The following is a 17,648-nucleotide window of genomic DNA, read 5'->3' on the forward strand; positions in this document are numbered from 1 at the left end:
GTGAACCTACAGGTCAGCCGTGATCGCTGTGATGGGGCGGAATGTTGTCGCGCAACCACCGATCACGATCGTCGTCGTCTCTGGCGTGGTCGGGATCGCGCTCACCGGTCGGCATCTCGGGCAATGTCTCACCGAACACCTTGTTAACTACATCTCGAGATGGCCGGGGTTGTTCGGTCATTGAGCCCACCCTGTGTGACAAAGATCACAGTGCGGTCGCGACTGCCGTTCACCTTCCGTTAACACTGCAGGTAGCGCATGCGGGACGCATACGAGAACGCGGGCCGGAGAGGAAGCTCCTCCGGCCCGCGTGCGGACTAGCTGCTGCCAGCCCATGGCGATTAGATCTCCAAACTGGATAGCTGCGCGATGATGTGCGCGGCCAGTGGCCCGAGGGTGGCCATACCGTCGCGGACCGCGGCCCGTGACCCGGCGAGGTTCACCACCAGGGTGCTGCCGGACACGCCGGCGAGGCCACGAGACAGCCCGGCGTCCGCGGTGCCCGCCGCCAGGCCCGATGCGCGCAGCGCCTCGGCGATGCCGAGAAGCTCCCGGTCGAGCAGATCGCGGGTGGCCTCGGGGGTGACGTCGCGCGGGGTGACGCCGGTGCCGCCGACCGAGACCACGAGATCCACGCCGCCGATGACGGCCGTGTTCAACGCGTTGCGGATCTCGACCTCGTCGGAGGACACCACGATGACGCCGTCCACGACGAATCCGGCCTCACCGAGCAGTTCCGTGACCAGAGGCCCGCTGTGGTCCTCCTCGTCGCCGTGCGCCGTACGGTCGTCGACGACGACGACGAGGGCCCGGCCAACCAACGTGTGGGGCTGTTCCATGGGCACAACCGTATATGTCGGCACGGACAACGTCGCAGCCACTCGAAGGGTCGGCCGCGGCGGACCCTGAACCACCCTCACTGTGCCGCCTTACCCAAGGTCACGTCGACGGTTTGCGGCCGGCCGGAGGGATCCAGATAGGTCAGCGTCACCTTGTCGCCGGGCGCCTTGGACCGCACTGCGGCGACGAGCGCGTCAGCGCTGTCGATCACCCGGTCGTCGAGCTTGGTCACCGTCACCCCGGCGGGAAGACCCGCGGAGGATGCCGCGCCGTTCGGCGTGACCTCGACGATCTTGGCGCCGTCCCCGCCGGCGTTGTTGCCCACCTGCACGCCGAGCGAGGCGCGCGACGCGCTGCCGGTCTGGATCAGCTCGTCGGCGATCCGCTTGGCCTGGTCGACCGGGATCGCGAACCCCAGGCCGATCGAGCCGCCCTGCGCCGCACCGGAATCCGCTCCCATGGTCGCGATGGCGGAGTTGATCCCGACGAGCTCACCGTTCATGTTGACCAGGGCGCCGCCCGAGTTGCCCGGGTTGATCGCGGCATCGGTCTGGATGGCGTCGAGGACGGTGTTCTGGTTCTGCGCATCACCGCCGGCGGCGACCGGGCGGTTCAAGGCGCTGATGATGCCCGTCGTCACCGTGCCTTCCAGGCCCAGCGGTGATCCGATCGCGACGACGTCCTGGCCGACCCGCAGATTGGCAGACGACCCGATGGCGATGGGCGTAAGGCCGGAGACACCCTTGGCACGCACCACGGCGATGTCGCTGCCGGGATCGGTACCCACGATGTCGAACGGCACGTTACGGCCGTCGGAGAAGGTGACCTTGGTTTCCGGGCCGCCGCCGGGGGCGGCCGCCGCGGCGACCACGTGGTTGTTGGTCAGGATCAGCCCGTCGGTCGACAGGATGACGCCGGAGCCCTCCTCCGACTGGCGACCCTCGTTCACTTCGAGCTTGACCACGCTCGGCACCACTTTTGCCGCGACCTGCTCCACCGACCCCGTGGGCACGCTGGCGGCCGGCTGGCTCGGGGCCGCGCCCGAAGCGCTGAAACCCGTGGAGTTGTGGGCCGGGTGCACGAGCGTCGCGACACCACCGCCGATTCCTGCGGAAACGATCGCGATGACCACGGCTCCTGTGGCGAGACCCGTTGCCCGAGAACGCTTCTTGGGAGCCGGCGCAGCCGGCGGGAAACCGGGACGCGGGTACGGGTTCGGCATCGGCGCCCCGGCGTAGGGATCGTAGGGAGAGCGGTACGCCTGCCGCTGCTGCTCCGTCGCATACCGCCAGTCCCAGCCGGGTTGCTGCTCATGGGATCCGGAGCGCGCAGCGCCGACCTGACCGTGCGGCGCCTGGCCCGCCATGCCGGGCTGCTGACCCGGATGCGGCCCCGGTGAGTACCTCGGATGGTTGGTCATGTCGCTGCGGTGTCTTCCTCGAGTAGGGGTGGTGCTTCACCAACGAAGTGCGTGAGTCAAGAGTGCCCAGCCGGGCTGAGAGTGCCCTGAGAGTCCCTTCGGTACACGCCCAGATTCTGCCGCGGCCATGGAACCATCGTCGCTGGTGACACGCGTCACCGCGGGGATGACTCGGCGCGTGTCTCCGTGATCTCCGCAGGAATCGGCGCTCGACCGGGCAGCACCATGTGCATCGACGTTCCCGGCGGCTCCCCGCCGTCGACGGTGTCGGTGACCAGCAGCGTGCCGCCGTGTTTGACCACCACCTGCTTGACGATCGCCAGCCCGAGCCCGGACCCGGGCATCGCGCGGGCCGCGGTGGAGCGGTAGAACCGCTCGAACACGAGATCTCGTTCGTTCGCGGGGATTCCCGGCCCGTTGTCCGACACCACCAGGGCTGCGTGATTGGCGTCGATCTGCCTCAGCCGGACCCCGACGCGACCGCCCGGCGGACTCCACTTGGCCGCGTTGTCGAGCAGATTGAGAACAGCACGCCCGAGCCCGGCCGCATCGCCGTACACCTGCCAGGGCGTGACGGTCACGTCGAACTCGATGTCGTTGCGGCGGCGGCGAACCCGCTCCAGCGAGCGATCGATGACGTCGGCGATGTCGACGATCTCGTGCACTACCCGGCCGGCATCCTCGCGGGTGAGGTCGACCAGATCACCGACCAGCGTGGACAATTCCTCGATCTGCCCCATGACGTCGGCTTGCAGGTCGGCCATCTCGTCTTCCGGGATGCGCGGGGCACCCGGCCGCATCGACGCCATCAGCAGTTCGACGTTGGTGCGCAGAGAGGTCAGCGGCGTGCGCAGCTCGTGTCCCGCGTCCGTGACCAGCCTGGCCTGGCGATCGCGTGACTCGGCGAGCGCGCGCAACATCATGTTGAACGCCTCGGTGAGCCTGGCCAGTTCGTCGTGGCCGACGACAGGAATGGGCCTCAGGTCATCGGTGCGGGCCACGCGTTCGGCGGCCTGGGTGAGCCGGCGAACGGGCCGCAAGCCGGCGCTGGCCACCATGCCGCCGGCGATGGCGGCGATCGCCACCCCGATCCCGCCGACGGAAAGAAGAACGGTGCCAAGGTTTTTCAGCGCTTGGCCGGTCGGAGAGAGACTCTTCCACAGCAACAGGGTGGTGCCGTTGTCGAAGTGCCGGGCCAGTAGGCGGCTGTGGCTCACGGTGCGCAGCGAATACGGCTGCCTGCCGGCGATCACATCCTTCTCGACATCGCCGAGGGCCGGGATCTGCCCGTCTTGATTGGCCGCGTAGATGGCGCGGCCAGGGATCACGAACATCGCCTTGATGTCGGAATACGCCGTGCCTTCGATGATCTTGCCGGGATCGACGGTCAGCGATCCGCTCTCCTGCAGCATGTCGGCTCGCGACGTCAGCTGGTTGTCGATGTCCTGATACAGGGTCTGCGCCATCACCGCATACACCGCGACACCCATCAGCACGACGGCCATCAGCACCATGGACATCGCCAGCAGCATCACGCGCCAGCGCAGCGACACCGAACTGCCTGCCGGTGGCTGGTGATACTGGCCCGGCCACGCGACGTCGGGGTGCGGCTGCATCAGGGCGGCGTCTCCCGCAGGACATAGCCGACGCCCCGCACGGTGTGGATGAGCCGCGGCTCTCCCTCGGCCTCGGTCTTGCGGCGCAGATATCCGACGTACACCTCGAGCGCATTGCCCGACGTCGGGAAGTCGAAGCCCCACACCTCTTCGAGAATGCGGCTGCGCGTCAACACCCTGCGCGGATTGGCGATCAGCATCTCGAGCAACGCGAACTCGGTACGCGTGAGACTGATCTGCCGCTCGCCGCGGGTGACCTCGCGGGTCACCGGGTCGAGCGAGAGATCCGCGAACGTCAGCGCGGCCGATTCGCTCGAATCGTCGAGCGTGGTGCGGCGCAGCAGCGCCCGCATGCGCGCCAGTAATTCTTCGAGGGCGAACGGCTTCGGAAGGTAGTCGTCGGCGCCGGCGTCGAGACCGGCCACCCGTTCGGACACGGAATCGCGGGCCGTCAGCACGAGGATCGGCAGATCGTCACCGGTGCTGCGGAGCTGGCGGCACACCTCGAGCCCGTCGAGGCGAGGCATCATCACATCGAGCACCACAGCATCGGGGCGATCGGTGGCGATCAGATCGAGCGCTTCGCGGCCGTCCTGGGCCAGCTCCACGGAGTAGCCGTTGAAAGACAGGGAGCGGCGCAGCGATTCGCGGACCGCGCGGTCATCATCGACGACGAGTATGCGCACCGCCACAGTCTCGACCCCGTGTCTGAGAGAGTGCTGAGAGCCGCGCCGACGAAACCTGAATGTTTCCGGTACGCGACCGCGTGGTTAGCGGCGGTCCAGATCGATCAGACCCAAGCGCGCGGCCTTGAGCAGGCGGCGCGGCACCTTGCGCTGCTGACCTGCGACGCTCACGTTGACGAGTCCGGTAGCCGTGGCCTTCCACTGCGCGCGCCGGCTCCGGGTGTTCGCACGCGACATCCTGCGCTTCGGGACAGCCATGATCGAGCTCCATCTGTTTCGGGGTGTCCATCGGTGCAACCCACGGACGTGAACCAGTACTGCCTGCGAGCCTGGGCGAACCGGACGCAGGCAATTGGTCCCCAGGATAGCCGGTGAGCTGGACGGGCTCCAAACTCAAAGGATCTCGGAGGATGTTCCGCCGCGAGCGACACGCGGTCGGGTCTTGACGTGCTACCGCCGGTAGCCGCTAACCTACCGGTTGGTTGGGCGCTCTGCCCGCCGGAGCGACGGGAGACTGCGTGACGCCGGTGTCGGACCGCGATCCCGTGCGGATCGGCAACTGCTCGGGCTTCTACGGCGATCGGCTCTCGGCGATGTACGAGATGCTCAGCGGCGGCGATCTCGACTACCTGACCGGCGACTACCTGGCCGAGCTGACCATGCTCATCCTGGGCCGCGACCGCATGAAGGATCCCGATCGCGGCTATGCCAAGACGTTCCTGCGCCAGCTCGAGCAGTGCCTGGGCCTGGCGGTGGACCGCGGTGTGCGCATCGTCGCCAACGCAGGCGGCCTGAACCCCGCGGGCCTGGCCACCGCCGTCCGCGACCTGGCCGAGCGCCTGCAGATCACCGTCGCCGTCGCCCACGTCGAGGGCGACGACCTGCTCCCGCGTACCGAGGAGCTCGGACTCGGCCGTCCGCTGACCGCGAACGCCTACCTGGGCGCGTGGGGCATCGCCGACTGCTTGAAGGCGCGCGCGGATGTCGTGGTGACGGGCCGCGTCACCGACGCGTCGGTGATCGTCGGGCCGGCCGCGGCGCATTTCGGGTGGCAGCGCGACGACCTCGACCACATCGCCGGTGCGATCGCCGCGGGCCACATCATCGAATGCGGCACCCAAGCCACCGGCGGCAACTACTCCTTCTTCACCGAGATCGACGACCTGACCCATCCGGGCTTCCCGATCGCCGAGATCCACGCCGACGGCTCGTCGGTCATCACCAAGCATCCGGGCACGGCCGGCGCCGTCACCGTCGGCACGGTCACCGCCCAGCTGCTCTACGAGATCGGCGGCGCCCGCTACGCCAACCCCGACGCCACCCTGCGGGTCGACTCGATCACGCTAACCGACGACGGACCGGACCGGGTCCGTGTCAGCGGCGTCACCGGAGAGCCTCCGCCGCCGACCCTGAAGGTCAGCCTCAACAGCCTCGGCGGGTTCCGCAACGAGATGACGTTCGTGCTGACCGGTCTCGACATCGAGGCCAAGGCAGCGCTCGTACGTCGTCAGCTGGAGGCGAATCTGACGGTCCCGCCGGCCGAGATGCAGTGGTCACTCGCCCGCACCGACCACGCCGACGCCGACACCGAACAGACCGCCAGCGCCCTGCTGAGCTGTGTCGCGCGCGACCCCGACGCTGCCGCGGTCGGCCGCCGATTCTCATCCGCCGCAGTCGAATTGGCGTTGGCCAGCTATCCCGGGTTCACGAGCACCACACCACCCGGGGACGGCCAGGTCTATGGCGTGTTCACCGCCGGTCACGTTCCCGCCGAGCAGGTGCCGCATGTGGCGGTGCACCCGGACGGCACCCGCGTCGACATCGCACCCGCCGCACAGACCCGTGCCCTGGAAGCAGTCCCCGACGGCGAGCCACCGCAGTGGAGCGCCGACGGTCCGACACGGCGGGTACCGCTGGGCACCATCGCCGGAGCGCGCAGCGGCGACAAGGGCGGCAGTGCCAACGTCGGGGTGTGGGTGCGGACCGACGAACAGTGGCGATGGCTGGCGTCCGCGTTGACCGTCGAGAAGCTGCGCGAGCTGCTCCCCGAGGCCGCCGAGCTGCCGGTGACCCGACACCTGCTACCCAACCTGCGCGCCGTGAACTTCGTGATCGAGGACATCCTGGGTCAAGGCGTCGCGTCGGCTGCGCGTTTCGATCCCCAGGCCAAAGGGCTGGGCGAATGGCTGCGCAGCCGAACCATCGACATCCCCGAGGAGTTTCTGTCGTGAGCATCTGGACCACACCGGAGCGGGAAGATCTGCGAAAGACGGTGCGCGCCTTCGCCGAACGCGAAGTCCTGCCCCATGTCGACGAATGGGAGCGCATGGGAGAGCTCCCCCGCGACCTGCACCGCAAGGCAGCCCAGGCCGGGCTACTGGGCGCCGGCTTCCCCGAGACAGCCGGCGGCGAGGGCGGTGACGGCGGCGACGCGCTGATCATCTGCGAGGAGATGCACCAGTCAGGGGCACCAGGCGGAGTGTTCGCCTCGCTGTTCACCTGCGGTATCGCGGTCCCCCACATCATCGCCTCCGGCGACGAGCACCTCATCGACACCTACGTGCGACCGACCTTGCGCGGCGAGAAGATCGGCTCGCTGGCGATCACCGAACCGGGCGGCGGCTCGGACGTCGGGCACCTGACCACACGCGCCGTCCGGGAAGGCGACGAGTTCGTCATCAACGGCGCCAAGACCTACATCACCTCCGGGGTGCGCGCCGACTTCGTCGTCACCGCGGCGCGTACCGGCGGGCCGGGAGCCGCGGGGGTGTCGCTGATCGTCGTCGACAAAGGAACGCCCGGTTTCGAGGTGAGCCGCAAGCTCGACAAGATGGGCTGGCGTTCCTCGGACACCGCCGAACTGTCCTACACCGACGTGCGCGTCCCCGTCGCCAACCTCATCGGCGCCGAGAACAGCGGCTTCTTCCAGATCGCCGCCGCGTTCGTGTCCGAACGTGTCGGCCTCGCCGCGCAGGCCTACGCCAGCGCGCAGCGGTGTCTCGACCTCACCGTCGAGTGGTGCCGCAACCGCGAGACCTTCGGCAAGCCGCTGATCGCGCGGCAATCGGTGCAGAACACGCTGGCCGAGATGGCGCGGCGCATCGACATCGCGCGGGTCTACACCCGCCACGTGGTGGAACGCCAGATCGCCGGCGACCACAACCTCATCACCGAGGTGTGCTTCGCGAAGAACACCGCCGTCGAGACGGGCGAATGGGTGGCCAATCAAGCGGTGCAGCTGTTCGGCGGTATGGGCTACATGGCGGAATCGGAGATCGAACGCCAGTATCGCGACATGCGCATCCTCGGCATCGGTGGTGGCACCACCGAGATCCTGACCTCGCTGGCCGCCAAGTCGCTGGGCTTCCAGGCGTGACGCCAGCGAGAAGCGCAGCGGATCGCGCATCGGCTCTGCGTTCGACACTGGACCCGCGCTCCCCCGCCTACCGCGAGGCCGCCGACGCGATGGCGATCAAGCTGGCCGAGCTCGACGCCGAGCATGCCAAGGCGCTGGCCGGCGGTGGCGAGAAATACGTCAGCCGCCACCACGCCCGCGGCAAGATGACCGCGCGCGAACGGATCGAAGCGCTCATCGACCCCGACTCCCCGTTCCTCGAGCTGAGCCCACTGGCCGCGTGGGGCAGCGACTTCACCGTCGGCGCGAGCGTCGTCATCGGGATCGGCGCGGTCGAGGGCGTCGAATGCCTGATCGTCTCCAACGACCCCACTGTCAAGGGCGGCACCAGCAATCCGTGGACGTTGCGGAAAATACTGCGCGGCAACCAGATCGCCCTGGAAAACCGGCTGCCGGTGATCTCTCTGGTGGAGTCCGGTGGCGCGGATCTTCCCACGCAGAAAGAGATCTTCATTCCCGGCGGGCAGATGTTCCGCGACCTGACCCGGCTCTCGGCGGCCGGTATCCCGACGATCGCCTTGGTGTTCGGCAACTCGACCGCGGGCGGCGCCTACATCCCCGGGATGAGCGATCACGTCGTGATGATCAAGGACCGATCCAAGGTGTTCCTGGCCGGCCCTCCCCTGGTCAAGATGGCGACCGGGGAGGAGTCCGACGACGAGTCACTCGGCGGTGCCGAGATGCACGCCCGCACATCGGGTCTCGCGGACTACTTCGCCGTCGACGAACTGGATGCGATGCGCATCGGCCGGCGCATCGTCGCGCGGCTCAACTGGCACAAGCAGGGCCCGGCGCCGAAGCCGTACACCGAGCCCCTGTTCGAATCCGAGGAACTGCTCGGCATCGTGCCGCCGGATCTGCGCATACCGTTCGATCCGCGCGAGGTGATCGCGCGCATCGTCGACGGTTCGGAGTTCGACGAGTTCAAACCGCTCTACGGCGGCTCACTGGTGACCGGGTGGGCCACGCTGCACGGCTTTCCGCTCGGCATCCTCGCCAACGCGCGGGGTGTCCTGTTCAGCGAAGAGTCACAGAAGGCCACACAGTTCATCCAGCTGGCCAACCGCTCGAACACACCACTTCTGTTCCTGCACAACACAACCGGATACATGGTCGGAAAGGCGTACGAGGAGGGCGGCATGATCAAGCACGGATCGATGATGATCAACGCCGTCTCCAATTCGACCGTCCCGCACCTGTCGCTGCTGATCGGGGCGTCCTACGGTGCCGGCCACTACGGCATGTGCGGGCGCGCGTACGACCCCCGGTTCCTGTTCGCCTGGCCGAGCGCGAAGTCGGCCGTGATGGGCGGCACCCAGTTGGCGGGTGTGCTGTCGATCGTCAGCCGAGCTGCGGCGCAGGCTCGCGGTCAGCAGGTCGACGAGGCCGCCGATGCCGCACTGCGCGCGGCGGTCGAGGCGCAGATCGACGCCGAGTCGCTGCCGATGTTCCTGTCGGGCCGGCTCTACGACGACGGCGTCATCGATCCGCGGGACACCCGCACCGTGTTGGGCATGTGCCTGTCGGCGATCGCCAGCGCACCGATCGAGGGGACGTCGAACTTCGGCGTCTTCCGGATGTGAGCGGCCGGCCGATGAGCGCTTGCGCGAAGAGCAAAGGGTAACGATGATCACTCGCGTTCTGGTCGCCAACCGTGGCGAGATCGCCCGTCGGGTGTTCGCCACCTGTCGGCGGTTGGGCATCGGCACCGTCGCGGTCTACACCGATCCTGACGCAGCGGCACCGCACGTCGCCGAAGCCGACGTCCGGGTGCGCCTCGAGGGCACCCGTGGGTACCTTGACACCGCCCAACTGATCGCAGCCGCGCGGGCCGCGGGCGCCGACGCCGTCCACCCCGGGTACGGATTCCTTTCGGAGAACCCCGACTTCGCGGCCGCCGTGATCGACGCGGGCCTGACGTGGATCGGACCGCCCGTGGCCGCGGTGGCCGCGATGGGCTCCAAGATCGAAGCCAAGAAGATGATGGCCGCTGCCGGTGTTCCGGTGCTCGACGAGCTCGACCCCGACACGGTGACCGCCGACATGCTGCCGGTACTGATCAAGGCCTCGGCCGGCGGCGGGGGCCGCGGCATGCGCGTGGTCCGCGAACTCGGCGAGCTGCCCGGGCAGGTCGAGGCCGCGCAACGCGAGGCAGAGTCGGCGTTCGGCGACCCGACGGTGTTCTGCGAGCGCTACCTCGACGCCGGGCATCATGTCGAGGTGCAGGTGATGGCCGACATGCACGGCACGGTGTGGGCTGTCGGCGAGCGGGAGTGCTCGATCCAGCGCCGTCATCAGAAGATCATCGAAGAGGCGCCCTCCCCGTTGGTGGAACGCACTCCGGGCATGCGGGACAAGCTGTTCGAGGCGGCCCGGCTGGCCGCCACCGCGATCGGGTACACCGGCGCGGGCACCGTCGAGTTCATGGCCTCTGATGGGGGAGACTTCTTCTTCCTCGAGATGAACACCCGCCTGCAGGTGGAACATCCGGTCACCGAACTCACGTCGGGCGTGGACCTGGTGGAGTTGCAGCTGGCAGTCGCCGACGGTGCGCCGCTGGACGCGCACCCACCCGCGTCCTCCGGCTCGTCGATCGAGGCACGGCTCTACGCCGAAGACCCCGCCAAGAACTGGCAGCCGCAGGCCGGCACCGTGCACCGATTCGACGTGCCCACGGCAGTGGGGCATTTCGAGCTGCTCGACCGGGCGGGGGTGCGTCTGGACTCCGGGGTGGGCGACGGCTCGGTGATCTCGGTGTTCTACGACCCGATGATCGCCAAGGTCATCTCCTGGGCGCCCACCCGGGACCGCGCCGCCGCGCTGCTGGCCGACGCGCTGACCCGCACCCGGCTGCACGGTGTGCGCACCAACCGCGACCTCCTGGTCAATGTGTTGCGCCACCCCGCGTTCATGACCGGCGCCACCGACACGGCGTTCTTCGACACCCACGGCCTCACCGAGCTCGCCGCCCCGGGGGCCGACGACGCGACGCTCGAGCTGTCGGCGATCGCTGCGGCGTTGGCCGATGCAGCTCACAATCGCAGTACCGCAACGGTTTTCGCAGGCATTCCGAGCGGGTGGCGCAATCTCGCGTCGGGTTGGCAGACCAAGAGCTACGTCGATGACGAGGGCGGCACGCACGACGTCGCCTACCGCGTCACCCGCGACGGCGTCCGTATCGCCGATCGCGACGACGTCACGCTGGTCACGGCGACACCCGAGACGATCGTGCTCGCCGTCGCGGGAGTGGACCGTCCGTTCACCGTCGCCCGCTACGGCCCCCTCGGTGATGACGTGTACGTCGACTCCCCCACCGCGGCGGTGCACCTGACGGCGCGACCGCGGTTCCCGGACCCGGCCGACGCCGTGGCACACGGTTCGCTGCTCGCGCCGATGCCCGGCTCGGTGCTGCGGGTGGGTGCCGCCGTCGGCGACACCGTCACCGCGGGCCAACCGCTGGTGTGGCTGGAGGCGATGAAGATGGAACACACCATCGCTGCGCCGGCCGACGGAGTGTTGGCCGAACTCAACGTCACCGCGGGAACGCAGGTGGAAGTGGGCGCCGTACTGGCGCGCGTCGATTCAGGAGAGGCGTCATGACCGGATTCGTGGAGACCGAGGAACAGCAGGCCCTGCGCAAGGCGGTGGGCGCGATGGCCGCCAACTACGGGCAGGACTACTACCTGGAGAAAGCCCGCGCCGGCCAGCACACCGACGAGCTGTGGGCCGAGGCAGGCCGCCTCGGCTTCATCGGGGTGAACCTGCCCGAGGAGTACGGCGGCGGCGGGGCGGGCATGTACGAGCTGAGCCTGGTCATGGAAGAGATGGCCGCGGCGGGGTCGGCGCTGCTGATGATGGTGGTCTCGCCCGCGATCAACGGGACGATCATCGCCAAGTACGGCACCGACGAGCAGAAGCAGCGCTGGCTACCCGGCATCGCCGACGGCACGATCACGATGGCGTTCGCGATCACCGAACCCGATGCCGGCTCCAACTCGCACCGCATCACCACCACGGCGCGCCGGGACGGCAGCGACTGGATCCTGTCCGGCCAGAAGGTCTACATCTCCGGCGTCGACCAGGCGCAGGCCGTGCTCGTCGTGGGTCGCACGGCCGACCACAAGACGGGCAACTTGAAGCCCGCCCTGTTCGTCGTGCCGACCGACACCCCCGGCTTCACGTTCACCAAGATCCCGATGGAGATCGTCAGCCCCGAGTTCCAGTTCCAGGTGTTCCTCGACGAGGTTCGGCTGCCGGCCGATGCGCTCGTCGGATCCGAGGACGCCGCCATCGCGCAGCTGTTCGCCGGGCTCAATCCCGAGCGCATCATGGGTGCCGCGAGCGCGGTCGGGATGGGTCGCTTCGCGATCGACAAGGCGGTCGACTACGTCAAGACCCGGCAGGTGTGGAAGACGCCGATCGGCGCGCATCAGGGGCTGTCCCACCCGCTCGCGCAGAACCACATCGAGGTCGAACTGGCCAAGCTGATGATGCAGAAGGCCGCCAGCCTGTACGACTCGGGTGACGACGTGGGCGCGGCCGAGGCGGCGAACATGGCCAAGTACGCCGCCGGTGAAGCCTCGGTGCGCGCCGTCGACCAGGCGGTGCAGTGCCTCGGCGGTAACGGTCTGACCAAGGAGTACGGCATAGCGTCGGTGCTGACCGCGTCGAGGCTGGCCCGCATCGCGCCGGTCAGCCGTGAGATGGTGCTCAATTTCATCGCGCAGACGTCGCTCGGGCTCCCCCGGTCCTACTGATGCTGGTGACCTACGAGCGCGACGGCGCGGTGGTCCGGCTGACGCTCGACTCACCGCACAACCGCAACGCGCTGTCGACTGCGCTGGTCGCGCAGGTGCAGGAGGGGTTGGAACGCGCGTCGGCCGACCCTGACGTCCGGGTCGTCGTGCTCGGTCACACGGGTGGGACGTTCTGCGCGGGGGCCGACCTCGCCGAGGCGGCCGGCCGGGATCCCTCCGAGCTGGCCGTCGATCGGGCGCGGGAGATGACGCAGCTGCTGCGCCGCATCCTGACCTGCCCGCGTCCGGTCATCGCGGCCGTCGACGGCCATGTACGCGCGGGCGGGCTCGGGCTGATCGGCGCCTGCGACATCGTGGTGGCCGGCACGGCCAGCACGTTCGCGCTGACCGAGGCCCGCATCGGGGTGGCTCCGTCGATCATCTCCCTGACGTTGCTGCCGAAGATGACCGCACGCGCCGCCGGCCGTTACTTCGTCACAGGCGAGAAGTTCGGCGCGGCGGAGGCCGCACAGATGGGTCTGGTCACGCTGGCGGCCACGGACGTGGCCGCCTCCGTCGACGACCTGACGGCTGCGATCGCGCAGGCCTCACCGCAGGGCCTGGCCGAATCCAAGGCGCTGACCACCGCCGCGATCCTCGAGGACTTCGATCGACGGGCCGAAGCGCTCACGCAACGTTCGGCGGCGCTGTTCGTCTCCGACGAAGCCCGCGAGGGCATGCTCGCCTTCCTGGAGAAACGCAAACCCCGCTGGATCGGCTGACAGCTCACAGTTTGGCCACGGACCTTGCATGTATCGCTGATCGTCGTAACCTGGGGGCGATGTGCGGACGTAGCAGGAGGCCCCGATGAGCAGCCCCGCGTCGCGGAGCCGCTCGATGCGCGCTGCCGACACCGATCGCATCCAGGTCGCACAGTTGCTGACCGATGCGGCGGCGTCGGGCACGATCGGCGTCACGGAGTACGAAGCCAGGCTGGCCCGGGCGTACGCGGCTCAGACCTGCGACGAACTGGATCGGCTATCGGCGGATCTGCCTGGTGCGATCACGCGCGGGCGAAGCGGCACCTGCCGTCCCGCCCCGTCGAGCACCCTGCTGGCGATCCTGTCGGGCTACGAACGGCGTGGCCGGTGGAACGTGCCGAAGCGGCTGACCACGTTCGCGTTCTGGGGCGGCGGCGTCGTCGATCTGCGGTACGCCGATTTCACCGCGCACGACGTCGAGATCCGGACGTACACGATCATGGGTGGCCAGACCATCCTGGTGCCGCCGGAGGTGAACGTCGACCTGCGCGGCGTGTCGGTGATGGGCAGCTTCGACCACAGCATCGAGGGGGAAGGCGCTCCCGGTGCGCCCTGTGTGCGGATCTCCGGGTTCGCGCTGTGGGGCAGCGTCACGGTCAAGCGAAAGAAGCGTAAGTCGGCCTGAGCGCCACGTCGGATCGGCGGGACTAGCGTCGCCGCTTCGACCCGAGGTAGTCGCCGACCACTGCCGCACCGAGCCCGTCGAGGTCGGGCACCACGACGCGGCCGCCCACCCGCCGGGCCACCTGATCGATGAACCGGGCCAGGCCCGGATCGCTGCCCAGCCGGAAGATCGTCACCTGCGCGCCCATGCGTGCGACCTCATCGAAGCCCTTCACGGTGTGGCCGATCGTGCGGGGATGCGGTGGGTAGTCAAAAAAGACAGCAGGACTCCCGTTCCGATCGAAATCCTCCAGATGGGCTGTGGGCTCACCGTCGGTGACGACGAGGACGACCGGCTGCGCGTTCGGGTGTCTGCGCAGGTGCCGGGTCGCCAGCGCCAGCGCGTGGTGCAGGTTGGTGCCCTGCTCGTAGACGCCTTCCAGACCAGTCAGTTCGGCGGCCGTCACCGTGCGCGCGTAGCGGCCGAACGCGACGATCTGCAGCGCGTCGGAACGGAAGCGGGTGCTGACGAGGTGGTTCAGCGCCAGCGCGGTCTGCTTCATCGGCAGCCAGCGGCCCTCCATCACCATCGAGAACGACGTGTCGACGAGCAGCGCGACGGCGGCCTGGGTGCGGGTCTCGGTCTCGGAGATCTCGACGTCGTCGACGGTGATGCTGATCGCGCCCGTGCGCTCTCCGGTGCCGGCTTCCCTGAGCACGGCGTTGGTCAGCGTCCGCGTCACGTTCCACGGCTCGGTGTCGCCGAACTGCCACGGCCTCGTCGCGCCGGTCAGCTCACCGGCGGCACCGGCACGCCGGGTGTCGCGCTCACCGTGGCGGCCCGAAAGCTGTTGAGCCACATCGCGAAGCGCGGTCTGCCCGAGCTGGCGCATCGCCTTGGGCGACAGTCGCCACTGCCCGTCGGCACCGCGGTCGAGGAATCCCTGATTCATCAGCGCGCGTTCGAGTTCGGCCAGGGTGCGCGCGTTCACGGCGGCTTCGTCGCCGAGCTGACGGGCGAGCATGTCGAGGTCGACGTCGTCCATCGTCGCGCCCGAATAGCTCTGGGAGAGCTGCTCGGCGAGTTGCTCGAGCTCGGCGATGTCGGCCAGGGCCTGCGCGCCCTCGCCCATGCCGAGCGGGTCGTCGCCGGAGAAGCGCTCGGAGCCGTTCCAATCCTCCCCTGGTCGGGCGGCCTGCAGATGCGCGTCGAGCCGGTCCAGCGCGTTCATCAGCGACGGGGAGCCGAACGCCTGCTGCGCCAACGAGTCGAGCTCGGCACGCTGCTGCTCGGACAGGCTGTTGCGGAAGCGCTGCGCGGCCGCCGCCCGTTTGGCCAGCGAGTCGAGCAGCTCGTCGATGTTGCGCGGATTCTCCGGGAAGAACTCGCCGTGCTTGGCCATGAAGTTCTCGAAGTCCTGCTGACTGTCCTCGCCTTTGGCGTGCTTGTCCAGCAGGTCGTTGAGGTCGTCGAGCATGTCGTTGACGCGCTGGCGATCCTCGTCGGTCGCGTTCTCCAGTGCTTCTTTCATGCCCGCGAAACGTTGATCCAGCATCTCGCGGCCCATGAGGTCTTTGATCTGCTCGTACTTCTGCCGGGCCTCCGGGGAGCGCCAGTCGTACTCGGACAGCTCCTGGACGGCCTTGGCCGGCGACGGTGACAGCGAGTCCAGTTGCAGCTCACCGAACCTCGCGTCGTCGTCGAGCGCACGCGCCAGCTCTTTGCGCTCGGCGAGCACCGCCTCGTCGAGCAATTTCTTGATGTCGGCCAGCGTGCCGTCGAGGTTGTTGCGCTGCAACAGTTCCCGGCGCCGACGGTTCGCCTCCGCGGCCAGTTTGTCGGCACCGGGCATGTTCTTCGACCCGCGACGCAGCAGTTCCTGCAGTGCACGCCGCGGCGACGTGCCCTCCATCACGTCCTGGCCGATGGCTTCCAGCGCCTCGCGCAGATCGACCGGAGGGGCCAGCGGGTCCGGCCCGCCGGTGTATCGCGAATACCGCGAGAAGTGTTTAGCCATAGATGGTTTCGCCTTCTCCGGACACCTTGTCGATCCGCTTGGCCAAATACAGCGCCTCGAGCGCGAGCTCGATCGCCGCCGCCCGTTGACCTTCCGTGGACGCCTCTAGGCGGCGCTGGATCTCCGCGACGGCGGGCACCTCGGGCAGTGCGGCGAGCACCTCGCGCGCCGACACCCGCTCCCCCGTCGTGACCGGCGAGCCGTTCTCGACCGCAGTGACGATCGGTCCGACGTCGATACCGCCGAGCAGCCGCTGCGCAGTCTCGGCCGTGGCGCGTCGCAGCAGGTGTTCGAGTACCGCCTGCTCACGGCCCTCTTCGCCGGACTCGAATTCCAGCTTGCCGCGCAGCACGTCGATCACGGTGCCGAGGTCGACCACCCGCGCCACCGGGTCCTGTTCGCCGAGCAGCGCGGCCCGGTGCCGCGCGGATGCGGCGACGGTCTCCGCCGCGGCGATCGCGAACCGCGCCGAGACGCCGGAGCGCTGGTCGATCGCGGTCGATTCGCGCAGGGCGCGCGCGAACCGCGCAAGGATCGCCATCAGGTAGGGCGGCACCTCGGCGGCCAGGTGCGCCTCCTGGGTGATGACGCCGACCTCGGCGTCGAGTTCGAGCGGGTAGTGCGTGCGGATCTCCGCGCCGAAGCGGTCCTTGAGCGGGGTGATGATGCGGCCGCGGTTCGTGTAGTCCTCCGGGTTGGCGCTCGCGACGACCAGGACGTCGAGCGGCAGCCGTAGCGTGTAGCCCCGGACCTGGATGTCGCGCTCCTCCATCACGTTGAGCATCGCGACCTGGATGCGCTCGGCGAGGTCGGGCAGCTCGTTGACCGCGACGATGCCGCGGTGCGCCCGCGGGATCAGCCCGTAGGCGATGGTCTCGGGGTCGCCGAGGCTGCGCCCCTCGGCCACCTTGATCGGGTCGATGTCGCCGACCAGATCGGCCACGCTGGTGTCGGGGGTGGCGAGCTTCTCGGTGTACCGCTCGCTGCGGTGCCGCCACGCGATCGGCAGGTCGTCACCGGAATCGGCGGCCCGCCGGATCGACTCCGGGGTGATCGGGCTGTACGGGTGCTCGCCCAGTTCCGCGCCGGCGATCACCGGCGTCCACTCGTCGAGCAGTCCGCTCAGCGCGCGCAGGAGACGGGTCTTGCCCTGCCCGCGTTCGCCCAGCAGCACCATGTCGTGGCCGGCGATCAGGGCGCGTTCCAGCTGCGGGATGACGGTGTCGTCGAAGCCGAGGATGCCCGGCCAGATCTGTTCGGCGGTGGCGCCCGAGCTCAGCGCGGCCAGCAGGTTCTCCCGGATCTCGGCCTTGACGCTGCGCTCCTGATGCCCGGAGGCGCGCAGCTCGCCGACGGTGCGGGGCAGGTCTGCGGTGGCGGGCGAGGGTTGGAAAACTGAAGTCACCACACCACGCTACGACTGTTCCCGGCGAGCGCGCGGGTCTGCACGCAACACACCGCATCTTGCAGGCATTTTGCGCGCGCTCGCCGGA

Annotated in this window: 15 protein-coding genes; 7 read left to right on the forward strand and 8 right to left on the reverse strand. The window is 68.8% G+C overall.

Going from position 1 to position 17,648, the window contains the following annotated elements:
- Positions 1-13: 13 nt before the first annotated feature.
- The 6 genes from ACXYX3_RS20830 to rpmF all read right to left on the reverse strand — a co-directional run bounded on the left by ACXYX3_RS20830 (position 14) and on the right by rpmF (position 4,820).
- Positions 14-181, reverse strand: coding sequence for a hypothetical protein (locus tag ACXYX3_RS20830; protein WP_241203239.1), 168 nt, complete (start codon positions 179-181; stop codon positions 14-16).
- Between the two features lie 160 nt (positions 182-341).
- Positions 342-839 carry a MogA/MoaB family molybdenum cofactor biosynthesis protein gene (locus ACXYX3_RS20835; protein ID WP_241203240.1) on the reverse strand — a complete coding sequence of 166 codons (498 nt, stop codon included), beginning with the start codon at positions 837-839 and terminating at the stop codon, positions 342-344.
- 77 nt (positions 840-916) lie between these two features.
- Positions 917-2,260, reverse strand: a complete 1,344-nt coding sequence (locus tag ACXYX3_RS20840; RefSeq protein ID WP_458608851.1) for a S1C family serine protease — start codon at positions 2,258-2,260, stop codon at positions 917-919.
- A 155-nt stretch (positions 2,261-2,415) separates the two neighbouring features.
- The gene (locus tag ACXYX3_RS20845; protein ID WP_458608852.1) at positions 2,416-3,876 is read right to left on the reverse strand and encodes a HAMP domain-containing sensor histidine kinase; all 1,461 of its coding nucleotides are present in this window, start codon (positions 3,874-3,876) and stop codon (positions 2,416-2,418) included.
- Positions 3,876-4,562 (reverse strand): response regulator transcription factor, encoded by a 687-nt coding sequence (locus tag ACXYX3_RS20850; protein ID WP_221356181.1) that lies wholly within the window; start codon positions 4,560-4,562, stop codon positions 3,876-3,878. The genes ACXYX3_RS20845 and ACXYX3_RS20850 overlap by 1 nt, the downstream gene beginning before the upstream one ends.
- 84 nt (positions 4,563-4,646) lie before the next feature.
- The gene (gene rpmF / locus ACXYX3_RS20855) at positions 4,647-4,820 is read right to left on the reverse strand and encodes a 50S ribosomal protein L32 (RefSeq protein ID WP_241203243.1); all 174 of its coding nucleotides are present in this window, start codon (positions 4,818-4,820) and stop codon (positions 4,647-4,649) included.
- A gap of 287 nt (positions 4,821-5,107) precedes the next feature.
- On the opposite strand from rpmF, the gene ACXYX3_RS20860 reads away from it, so the two are divergent.
- The 7 genes from ACXYX3_RS20860 to ACXYX3_RS20890 all read left to right on the forward strand — a co-directional run bounded on the left by ACXYX3_RS20860 (position 5,108) and on the right by ACXYX3_RS20890 (position 14,159).
- Positions 5,108-6,793: an acyclic terpene utilization AtuA family protein gene (locus ACXYX3_RS20860; protein ID WP_458612165.1), complete on the forward strand. Its 1,686-nt coding sequence runs from the start codon at positions 5,108-5,110 to the stop codon at positions 6,791-6,793.
- A complete protein-coding gene (locus ACXYX3_RS20865) occupies positions 6,790-7,938 on the forward strand; it encodes an acyl-CoA dehydrogenase family protein (RefSeq protein ID WP_458608853.1) in 1,149 nt (382 codons plus the stop codon). Before ACXYX3_RS20860 ends, ACXYX3_RS20865 begins: the two co-directional genes overlap by 4 nt.
- 89 nt (positions 7,939-8,027) lie before the next feature.
- Positions 8,028-9,560, forward strand: a complete 1,533-nt coding sequence (locus tag ACXYX3_RS20870) for an acyl-CoA carboxylase subunit beta (RefSeq protein WP_458612166.1) — start codon at positions 8,028-8,030, stop codon at positions 9,558-9,560.
- Between the two features lie 43 nt (positions 9,561-9,603).
- The gene (locus ACXYX3_RS20875; RefSeq protein WP_458608854.1) at positions 9,604-11,577 is read left to right on the forward strand and encodes an acetyl/propionyl/methylcrotonyl-CoA carboxylase subunit alpha; all 1,974 of its coding nucleotides are present in this window, start codon (positions 9,604-9,606) and stop codon (positions 11,575-11,577) included.
- Positions 11,574-12,734 (forward strand): acyl-CoA dehydrogenase family protein, encoded by a 1,161-nt coding sequence (locus ACXYX3_RS20880; protein WP_241203246.1) that lies wholly within the window; start codon positions 11,574-11,576, stop codon positions 12,732-12,734. Before ACXYX3_RS20875 ends, ACXYX3_RS20880 begins: the two co-directional genes overlap by 4 nt.
- Positions 12,734-13,495, forward strand: a complete 762-nt coding sequence (locus tag ACXYX3_RS20885; RefSeq protein ID WP_241203247.1) for an enoyl-CoA hydratase family protein — start codon at positions 12,734-12,736, stop codon at positions 13,493-13,495. The genes ACXYX3_RS20880 and ACXYX3_RS20885 overlap by 1 nt, the downstream gene beginning before the upstream one ends.
- 85 nt (positions 13,496-13,580) lie before the next feature.
- On the forward strand, positions 13,581-14,159 hold the full coding sequence (locus tag ACXYX3_RS20890; protein WP_458608855.1) for a DUF1707 SHOCT-like domain-containing protein: 579 nt from the start codon (positions 13,581-13,583) through the stop codon (positions 14,157-14,159).
- 22 nt (positions 14,160-14,181) lie between these two features.
- Here ACXYX3_RS20890 and ACXYX3_RS20895 read toward each other — a convergent pair whose 3' ends face one another.
- On the reverse strand, positions 14,182-16,155 hold the full coding sequence (locus ACXYX3_RS20895; protein WP_458608856.1) for a vWA domain-containing protein: 1,974 nt from the start codon (positions 16,153-16,155) through the stop codon (positions 14,182-14,184).
- Positions 16,148-17,560 carry a sigma 54-interacting transcriptional regulator gene (locus ACXYX3_RS20900; protein ID WP_241203250.1) on the reverse strand — a complete coding sequence of 471 codons (1,413 nt, stop codon included), beginning with the start codon at positions 17,558-17,560 and terminating at the stop codon, positions 16,148-16,150. Before ACXYX3_RS20900 ends, ACXYX3_RS20895 begins: the two co-directional genes overlap by 8 nt.
- Positions 17,561-17,648: the final 88 nt, after the last annotated feature.

This window comes from Mycobacterium sp. Panama NTM2 (genome assembly GCF_054355555.1).

What these genes read in the sequence shown, in the direction of transcription:
- ACXYX3_RS20840 (WP_458608851.1), bottom strand. Translation starts at nt 2,260, where the DNA reads ATGACCAACCATCCGAGGTACTCACCGGGGCCGCATCCGGGTCAGCAG.
- rpmF (WP_241203243.1), bottom strand. Translation starts at nt 4,820, where the DNA reads ATGGCTGTCCCGAAGCGCAGGATGTCGCGTGCGAACACCCGGAGCCGG.
- ACXYX3_RS20830 (WP_241203239.1), bottom strand. Translation starts at nt 181, where the DNA reads ATGACCGAACAACCCCGGCCATCTCGAGATGTAGTTAACAAGGTGTTC.
- ACXYX3_RS20895 (WP_458608856.1), bottom strand. Translation starts at nt 16,155, where the DNA reads ATGGCTAAACACTTCTCGCGGTATTCGCGATACACCGGCGGGCCGGAC.
- ACXYX3_RS20835 (WP_241203240.1), bottom strand. Translation starts at nt 839, where the DNA reads ATGGAACAGCCCCACACGTTGGTTGGCCGGGCCCTCGTCGTCGTCGTC.
- ACXYX3_RS20875 (WP_458608854.1), top strand. Translation starts at nt 9,604, where the DNA reads ATGATCACTCGCGTTCTGGTCGCCAACCGTGGCGAGATCGCCCGTCGG.
- ACXYX3_RS20880 (WP_241203246.1), top strand. Translation starts at nt 11,574, where the DNA reads ATGACCGGATTCGTGGAGACCGAGGAACAGCAGGCCCTGCGCAAGGCG.
- ACXYX3_RS20885 (WP_241203247.1), top strand. Translation starts at nt 12,734, where the DNA reads ATGCTGGTGACCTACGAGCGCGACGGCGCGGTGGTCCGGCTGACGCTC.
- ACXYX3_RS20890 (WP_458608855.1), top strand. Translation starts at nt 13,581, where the DNA reads ATGAGCAGCCCCGCGTCGCGGAGCCGCTCGATGCGCGCTGCCGACACC.
- ACXYX3_RS20845 (WP_458608852.1), bottom strand. Translation starts at nt 3,876, where the DNA reads ATGCAGCCGCACCCCGACGTCGCGTGGCCGGGCCAGTATCACCAGCCA.
- ACXYX3_RS20870 (WP_458612166.1), top strand. Translation starts at nt 8,028, where the DNA reads ATGGCGATCAAGCTGGCCGAGCTCGACGCCGAGCATGCCAAGGCGCTG.